The sequence below is a fragment of the Streptomyces sp. sk2.1 genome (assembly GCF_008120935.1).
Lineage (GTDB): Bacteria > Actinomycetota > Actinomycetes > Streptomycetales > Streptomycetaceae > Streptomyces.
Genome location: NZ_RDBO01000045.1, coordinates 86216 through 93235 on the forward strand (window position 1 = coordinate 86216; position 7020 = coordinate 93235).

At 72.8% G+C, this 7020-nt stretch carries 8 protein-coding genes; 2 read left to right on the forward strand and 6 right to left on the reverse strand.

Translation table 11 applies throughout. The features are described from left to right. Nucleotides 1-72: 72 nt before the first annotated feature. A complete protein-coding gene (locus tag EAO76_RS15535) occupies nucleotides 73-612 on the forward strand; it encodes a YbaK/EbsC family protein (RefSeq protein WP_148836539.1) in 540 nt (179 codons plus the stop codon). Nucleotides 613-630: 18 nt separating this feature from the next. Here EAO76_RS15535 and EAO76_RS15540 read toward each other — a convergent pair whose 3' ends face one another. The 6 genes from EAO76_RS15540 to EAO76_RS15565 all read right to left on the reverse strand — a co-directional run bounded on the left by EAO76_RS15540 (nucleotide 631) and on the right by EAO76_RS15565 (nucleotide 6242). Beyond that, nucleotides 631-1275 carry a hypothetical protein gene (locus tag EAO76_RS15540; protein WP_148836540.1) on the reverse strand — a complete coding sequence of 215 codons (645 nt, stop codon included), beginning with the start codon at nucleotides 1273-1275 and terminating at the stop codon, nucleotides 631-633. A 141-nt stretch (nucleotides 1276-1416) separates the two neighbouring features. Then, nucleotides 1417-2253: an SDR family NAD(P)-dependent oxidoreductase gene (locus tag EAO76_RS15545; RefSeq protein WP_148836541.1), complete on the reverse strand. Its 837-nt coding sequence runs from the start codon at nucleotides 2251-2253 to the stop codon at nucleotides 1417-1419. Beyond that, the gene (locus EAO76_RS15550; RefSeq protein ID WP_148836668.1) at nucleotides 2250-3407 is read right to left on the reverse strand and encodes a serine hydrolase domain-containing protein; all 1158 of its coding nucleotides are present in this window, start codon (nucleotides 3405-3407) and stop codon (nucleotides 2250-2252) included. Before EAO76_RS15550 ends, EAO76_RS15545 begins: the two co-directional genes overlap by 4 nt. Before the next feature lie 164 nt (nucleotides 3408-3571). Continuing rightward, nucleotides 3572-4342: an energy-coupling factor ABC transporter ATP-binding protein gene (locus EAO76_RS15555; protein WP_148836542.1), complete on the reverse strand. Its 771-nt coding sequence runs from the start codon at nucleotides 4340-4342 to the stop codon at nucleotides 3572-3574. Then, nucleotides 4339-5100, reverse strand: a complete 762-nt coding sequence (cbiQ, locus tag EAO76_RS15560; protein WP_148836543.1) for a cobalt ECF transporter T component CbiQ — start codon at nucleotides 5098-5100, stop codon at nucleotides 4339-4341. Before cbiQ ends, EAO76_RS15555 begins: the two co-directional genes overlap by 4 nt. Nucleotides 5101-5177: 77 nt before the next feature. Continuing rightward, complete coding sequence (locus EAO76_RS15565) at nucleotides 5178-6242, reverse strand: energy-coupling factor ABC transporter permease (protein ID WP_148836544.1); 1065 nt, start codon at nucleotides 6240-6242, stop codon at nucleotides 5178-5180. A 200-nt stretch (nucleotides 6243-6442) separates the two neighbouring features. Between EAO76_RS15565 and EAO76_RS15570 the strand changes: the two genes are divergently transcribed. Beyond that, nucleotides 6443-6829: an SsgA family sporulation/cell division regulator gene (locus EAO76_RS15570; protein ID WP_148836545.1), complete on the forward strand. Its 387-nt coding sequence runs from the start codon at nucleotides 6443-6445 to the stop codon at nucleotides 6827-6829. Nucleotides 6830-7020: the final 191 nt, after the last annotated feature.

Below are 7020 nucleotides of genomic sequence, written 5' to 3' on the forward strand. Positions count from 1 at the left end.
CATCACCGGAGCGGGCCGGGGCATCGGCGCCGCCACCGCCCGCCCCGTACCGCGTTCGCTAGCGTGCGGGGCATGAGCACTCCCGACACCACCGAAACCGCCACCGACACCGCCACCGACACCGCCGCCACGGCCGCCGCCGAGGCCCATCCGCGCTTCGCCGAGGCCCTGCGGGAGTTGGGTCTCGATGTCGAGATCCGCAAGTTCCCGGAGGCCACCCGGACCGCCGCCGAGGCCGCCGCCGCGATCGGCTGCGGGCTCGGCGAGATCGTCAAGTCGCTGATCTTCGAGGCCGACGGCGTACCGGTGCTGGTCCTGATGGACGGTTCCTCGCGCGTCGACGTGGAGCGCGTGCGCGTGGAACTGGGCGCGGGGAAGGTCGGGCGGGCCGATGCCGGCCTGGTCCGGGAGACGACCGGTTACGCGATCGGGGGCGTGCCGCCCTTCGGCCACCGCACGAGGACCCGGGTGCTGGCCGACCGCGGGCTGCTGGACCACGCCGTGGTGTGGGCGGCGGCGGGCACCCCGCACACGGTCTTCCCGCTCGACCCGAGGACGCTGATCGAGCACGCCGGCGGAACCGTGGTGGACGTGCGCGAACAGCCGAAGTGACCTGATCCGCGAGCCGGTTCAGCCGAGCACGTACGGGTCGAGGAACTCGCGGAGCTGGGCGGCCGTCGGCTCCGACTCCTTCTCGTCGTCCTCGCCCGGCTCCGGGGCGATGGTGCGCGGCGGGCACGGGTCGGCCATCGATCCGTTCGGGTCGTCCGACCGGAAGCGGTCCCCGTGGATCTCGGTGCCGCCCAGGCGCTTTCCGGTCGCGGCCTCGTACAGGGTCACCTTGTAGATGCCCTTGTAGAGGTAGAGGGAGAACGGGTGCTGCCTGGTCTCGCCGCTGCCGGTGCCGCCGATGACGTCGGGCACGGTCTGGTAGACGCAGCGCTTGACCTGTTCGCCCCGGCCGGTGCGTTCGACGCAGGCGACGAGCTGCACCGTCTCCGGCTTCGCGGGGTTCCAGATCCGGAGGTCCGCGGCGGTCGGCCGGTCCGAGGCGGAGTCCGCCTCGGACCAGTAGTCGTCGATGACCACGGGGCGGGGGCCCTTGTCGGAGCGCGGTGCCGCCTGGGAGAACTTCTGGGGCTCCTGGCACATGGCCTGGTAGCGGTAGGTGACGAACGGCTTCTCCTCCTCGTCGAAGAAGGCCAGATAGCCGAACCACACCAGTGCGAGTGCCGCGGCCAGTGCGGCCACCGTCCCGATCGCCTTCCGTGCCATGCCGGTTGATCCCTTCCCCCGTCGGTCCTCGGAACGAATCCTTCCTTCCCGGCGGGGCCGGGACAACCGGATGGGGGCACCCCGGCACGAAACTGCCGCTCCGCTCCGGGGTGCCGGGGGAAAGAGGCCGAAAAACGGCGCCTACTCCCCCGAAATCGCGTGCTGGAAGCCGTAGTTCGTGGCCGTGAGCCCACCGTCGACCCGCAGTGTGGTCCCCGTGATCCAGGCCGCGTCGCGGGAGGCGAGGAAGGCGACGGCGGAGGCGATGTCGTCCGGCTCGCCGACCCGGCCGAGCGGGTAGATGCGGCTGACCCGGGCCAGCGCCACGTCCTGACCCGCCCAGGCGTCCGTGCGGACCGTGCCGGGGGCGACCAGGTTGACGCGCACGCCGCGCGGCCCGGCGTGCCCGGCGAGGGTGCGGGTCAGGCTGGCCAGGCCCGCCTTGGCCGCGCTGTAGCCGTGGTTGCCGAAGTCCTGTTCGCCGTTGACCGAACCGATGTTGACGATCGCGCCCCGCCCGGAGGCGATCAGGTGCGGGAGCGCGGCGCGGGAGCAGCGGTACGGGCCGGAGAGCGAGATGTCCAGGTCGCGTTCCCACGCCTCGTCGGGCTCGTCCTCGAAGAGCGGGAGGTCCGATGAGCAGGAGTACGCGTTGTTCACCAGCACGTCGAGGCGGCCGAAGCGGGCGACGGCCTGGGCCACCGCTGCCTCGACCGCCGCCCGGTCGCCCACGTCGCAGGGCAGCGCCTCGGCGGTGCCGCCCGTCTCGCGTATCGCCCCGGCGGTGCGTTCGGCGCGGTCGCCGTCCAGGTCGGTGACCACGATCCGGGCGCCCTCGGCGGCCAGTCGGCGGGCGGTGGCGGCGCCGATGCCCCGGCCCGCTCCGGTGATGAGCGCGACGTGTCCGTCGAATCGCGGCCCGGCGGGGTGTGCGGAGGGTCCGGGGGTTGCGGGAGTTGCGGGGTGAGGAGGAGTCATAGCGCCGACCGTACTGCCCTGACCAGGGCCTGGGCACGGGGGTCGGCGGTGACTCCTTTCTGCAGACCGTTCGTCACATAGCCCAGCGCGATGCCGGATTCGGGGTCGGCGAAGCCGAGGGAGCCGCCCCGGCCGGGGTGGCCGAAGGAGCCGGGGGCCAGCAGCGGGGCCGCCGGGCCGTGGAGCATGTAGCCGAGACCGAAGCGGGTGTTGACGACCAGGACCCGGTCCGGCCCCGCCGACTCCTCGGTACGGGCCAGGGTGAGGGTGGCGGGGGCGAACAGCCGGTGGCCGTCGACCGGGCCGATCATCGCGGCGTAGCAGCGGGCCAGGGCACGGGCGGTGGAGATGCCGTTGGAGGCGGGGAGTTCGGCCGCCCGGTAGCCGGGGTCGTTCTCGTCGGGCAGCGGGTCGATGGCGCCGAAGGCGCGGCGGGTGAGGGACTGCGGGTCGCCATACGCCTCGGTGACGGAGCGCTTGGGGCGCAGCCGCAGGGTGCCGCTCCCGTCGGCGGGCGGTTCGACGGGCCCGATCCGGCCCACCCGGTGCGTCTCGTCGTCCGGGAGGCCGAACCAGAAGTCCAGGCCGAGGGGGCGGGCGATCTCCTCGGCGATCCACCGGCCGATGGTGCGGCCGGTGACCCGGCGCACCAGTTCGCCGACGAGCCAGCTGTAGGTCTGGGCGTGGTAGCCGTGGTCGGTGCCGGGTTCCCACTGGGGGCGCTGGGCGGCGACGGCCTGCGCCCCGGAGTTCCCGTCGGCCGCCTCGGAGGGGGTCAGCGGGCAGTCGAGCGCGGGGAGCCCGGCCCGGTGGGACAGGAGGTGCCGGACCAGGACGCGTTCCTTGCCGGCCGTCTTGAACTCCGGCCAGTACGTGCCGACGGGGGCGTCGAGGTCGACCTGGCCGCGCTGGTGCAGCAGCAGCGGTACGGCGGCGGCGATGCCCTTGCCCGCCGAGCGGACGATCTGCACGGTGTCCACGGCCCAGGGTTCGGCGCCGTCCACGTCCCTCGTACCGGCCCACAGGTCGATGACCTTGTGCCCGTCCCGGTAGACGGCGACGGCCGCGCCGCGTTCGCCGCGCTGCTCGAAGTTGCGGACGAACGCGTCCCGGACCGGCTCGAATCCGGCCGCCACCGTGCCGCGTACGTCCACGTCTGCTCCCGTGCTCCCGCTCATTCCCCCATGGTGCATCCCCGCACGGGTGGGGCGGGGGCCGGGTCACCCGTTGTTCATGGTCACGGCGCGTCCACGGGCGCGGGACGCGGCACGTTCAGCGCCTCGGAACGCCCGCGAAACGCCCGCAACCGCGGGGGCGTTCACGACTGCGGGACGCTCACGGAGCGCGGGTCGAAGCCGAAGGGCAGCTCCAGGCGGTGGGCGCGCATCAGCTTCTCGTCGCAGAGCAGGTCCTGGGTGCGGTCGTCGGCGGCGATGACGCCCTCGCTGAGGATCACCGAGCGCGGGCAGAGCTCCAGGGCGTACGGCAGGTCGTGGGTGACCATGAGCACGGTGACGTCCAGGGAGCGCAGGATGTCGGCGAGTTCGCGCCGCGAGGCCGGGTCCAGGTTGGAGGACGGTTCGTCGAGGACGAGGATCTCCGGCCGCATGGCGAGCACGGTGGCGACGGCGACGCGGCGGCGCTGGCCGAAGGAGAGGTGGTGCGGCGGCCGGTCCGCGTACTCCTCCATGCCGACCTGCTTCAGGGCCTCGACGACGCGTTCCTCCAGTTCGGCGCCGCGCAGGCCGGAGGCGGCGGGGCCGAAGGCGACGTCCTCGCGGACGGTGGGCATGAAGAGCTGGTCGTCGGGGTCCTGGAAGACGATGCCGACGCGGCGGCGGATCTCGGCGAGATTGCGCTTCTCGACGGGGAGTCCGGCGACGCGGACGGTGCCCGCCCCGGCGTCGAGGATGCCGTTGAGGTGGAGGACGAGGGTGGTCTTGCCGGCGCCGTTCGGGCCGAGCAGGGCGACGCGTTCGCCCCTGGCGACCGTCAGGTCCACCCCGAACAGGGCCTGGTGGCCGTCGGGGTAGGCGTACGCGAGGCCGCTGACCTCCAGGGACGGGGCGGGGGCGGTGGGGGTGCTCATACGGTCCATCCCAGCAGACACACGACGAGGGCGAGAACGGGGAGGGCGGCGGCGTGCGCCCACTGGGTCCGGGAGGCCGTCACCTCGTCGATGACCGGCATGGAGCCGGTGTAGCCGCGGCTGACCATCGCGAGGTGGACGCGTTCGCCGCGCTCGTAGGACCGGATGAACAGGGCGCCCGCCGATTTGGCCAGGACGCCCCACTGCCGTACGCCGCGGGCCTCGAAGCCCCGGGAGCGGCGGGCGATCGACATCCGGCGCATCTCGTCGGTGATCACGTCGCCGTACCGGATCATGAAGGAGGCGATCTGGACGAGCAGCGGGGGCAGCCTGAGCCGCTGGAGGCCGAGCAGCAGGGCGCGCAGTTCGGTGGTGGAGGCCAGGAGCACGGAGGCGGCGACGCCGAGGGTGCCCTTGGCGAGGACGTTCCAGGCGCCCCAGAGGCCGGGGACGCTGACGGAGAGGCCGAGGACGTGGGTCTGTTCGCCGGGCACCACGAACGGCATGAGCAGGGCGAACGCGACGAACGGCACCTCGACGAGCAGGCGCTTGAGCAGGAAGCCCGCCGGGATGCGGGCCAGGGCGGCGACGGCGCCGATCAGCACGGCGTACAGCGCGAACGCCCACATCGCCTCACGTGGCGTGGAGACGACGACCACGACGAAGCAGAAGGCGGCGACGAGTTTGCAGTGCGGTGGCAGGCGGTGGACGGGCGAGTGCCCGTGCCGGTAGAGCTTGTGTGCGTGGCCTGCGCCCATGTCAGACGGCTTTCTGTTGCGTGCTGCGTGTTGCGTACTGATCGGACCGGTGGCCCCCGTGGGGCGGCCGGGTCCGGTCAGACGGTCTCGCGGTCGTGCGTGGTGGCGTCGGGGGCGTCCGGGGTGCGGCGGCGACGGGCGACGACGTAGAAGACGCCGCTGCCGACCACGATCGTGACGCCGACCCCGATCACTCCGGCGAGGCCGCCGGAGATCCGGGCGTCGGAGACGTTCTTGACGCCGTAGTCGGCGAGCGGGGAGTCCTTGGCGGCGTGCTCCTCGACCTTCTCGTCGATGCCCTTGTCGGCGGCGACCTTCTCCAGTCCGTCGGGGTTGGCGGAGGCGTAGAAGGAGACGAAGCCCGCCAGGACGAGGGCGGTGACCAGGCCGGTGGCCCAGAGGCCGCGGTGGGAGCGGGCGGCGGCCGGGGCGGCGGCGGGCCGCGCGGCGGGGACGTCGACCAGTTCGCCGTCGACCCGGAGCTTGAGCGGGGCGGCGAGGCCGCGGGCGCCGTGGACCAGATCGGGGCGTACGGCGATGACGGCGCCGACGGTCAGCGCGGTGATCACGGCCTCGCCGATGCCGATCAGGGTGTGGACCCCGACCATCGCGGTGAAGACCTTGCCGATCGCGATGTCGGTGGTGCCGCCGATCCAGTAGATCAGCGTGAAGGCGCAGGCCGCGGCCGGTACGGAGACCAGCGCGGCGACGAAGGACGCGGCGGTCACGGAGCGCCGGGTGCGCGGCAGCAGGCCGAGCAGCCCGCGGAAGAGTGCGTACGCGACGACGACGGTGACGACGCCCATGACGAGCACGTTCACGCCGAGCGCGGTGAGGCCGCCGTCGGCGAAGAGGACGCCCTGCATGAGCAGGACGACGGAGATGCAGAGCACCCCGGTGTACGGCCCGACCAGGATCGCGGCGAGCGCCCCGCCCAGCAGGTGTCCGCTGGTGCCCGCCGCGACCGGGAAGTTCAGCATCTGCACGGCGAAGATGAACGCGGCGACGAGGCCGGCCAGCGGCGCGGTCCGCTCGTCCAGCTCCCGCCGGGCGCCCCGCAGCCCGACCGCCACGGCCCCGGCGGCGACGACTCCGGTGACGGCCGAGACGGGTGCGTTGATGAATCCGTCGGGTACATGCATGACAAAGCTCCGCTTCCTGCGACCCCGCTGCTGCTGCGGACATGTCGTGAACCGCTCAATGATAGGGGCTTGTTGCAAAGCTCTCGCAAGAGCGTGTTCGTCACAACTGGTCGCCCACCCTCCTGGCGCACACCACCCGTGCCCCTGACGCAAAATGTGCGACATTTGATGGCAGAGGAGAAAAACAGGAGGAATCGGCCATGCCCCCCGTGATTCATGAACAGGCCGAGGCCTGGCTCGTCAACGACACCCCCGACCTTCCGGCGGTGCCGGTCGACCTGCTGTACGACGCCGACGACGACCCCCGCACCGTCCGTGTCGCCTTCCCCGGCGGCATCGACTGGTCCTTCGGCCGCGACCTGCTGGAACGCGGCCTGACCTCCCCCGCCGAGCGCGACGGCTTCCGGGTGTGGCCGTGCGGGCGGACCCAGCTGGTCGTGGAGCTCCACTCGGAGAAGGGCGTGGAGGTGGTGCAGTTCGACAGCGCGCCGCTGATCCGCTTCCTGCACCGCACGCACAACGGGAGCGCCGACGACGAGGGCATCGGGGGCGTCGGAGGACGACAGCCGCACGACATCCCCGCGTGAGCCGTTCGCCCGACGTCCGGGCGTGAGCCGTTCGCCCGACGTCCGGTGCCCGGTGTCCGGGCGTGCCCCGTTCGCACGACATCCCGCACGACATCCCCGCGTGAGCCGTTCGCCCGACGTCCGGGCGTGAGCCGTTCGCCCGACGTCCGGTGCCCGGTGTCCGGGCGTGCCCCGTTCGCACGACATCCCGC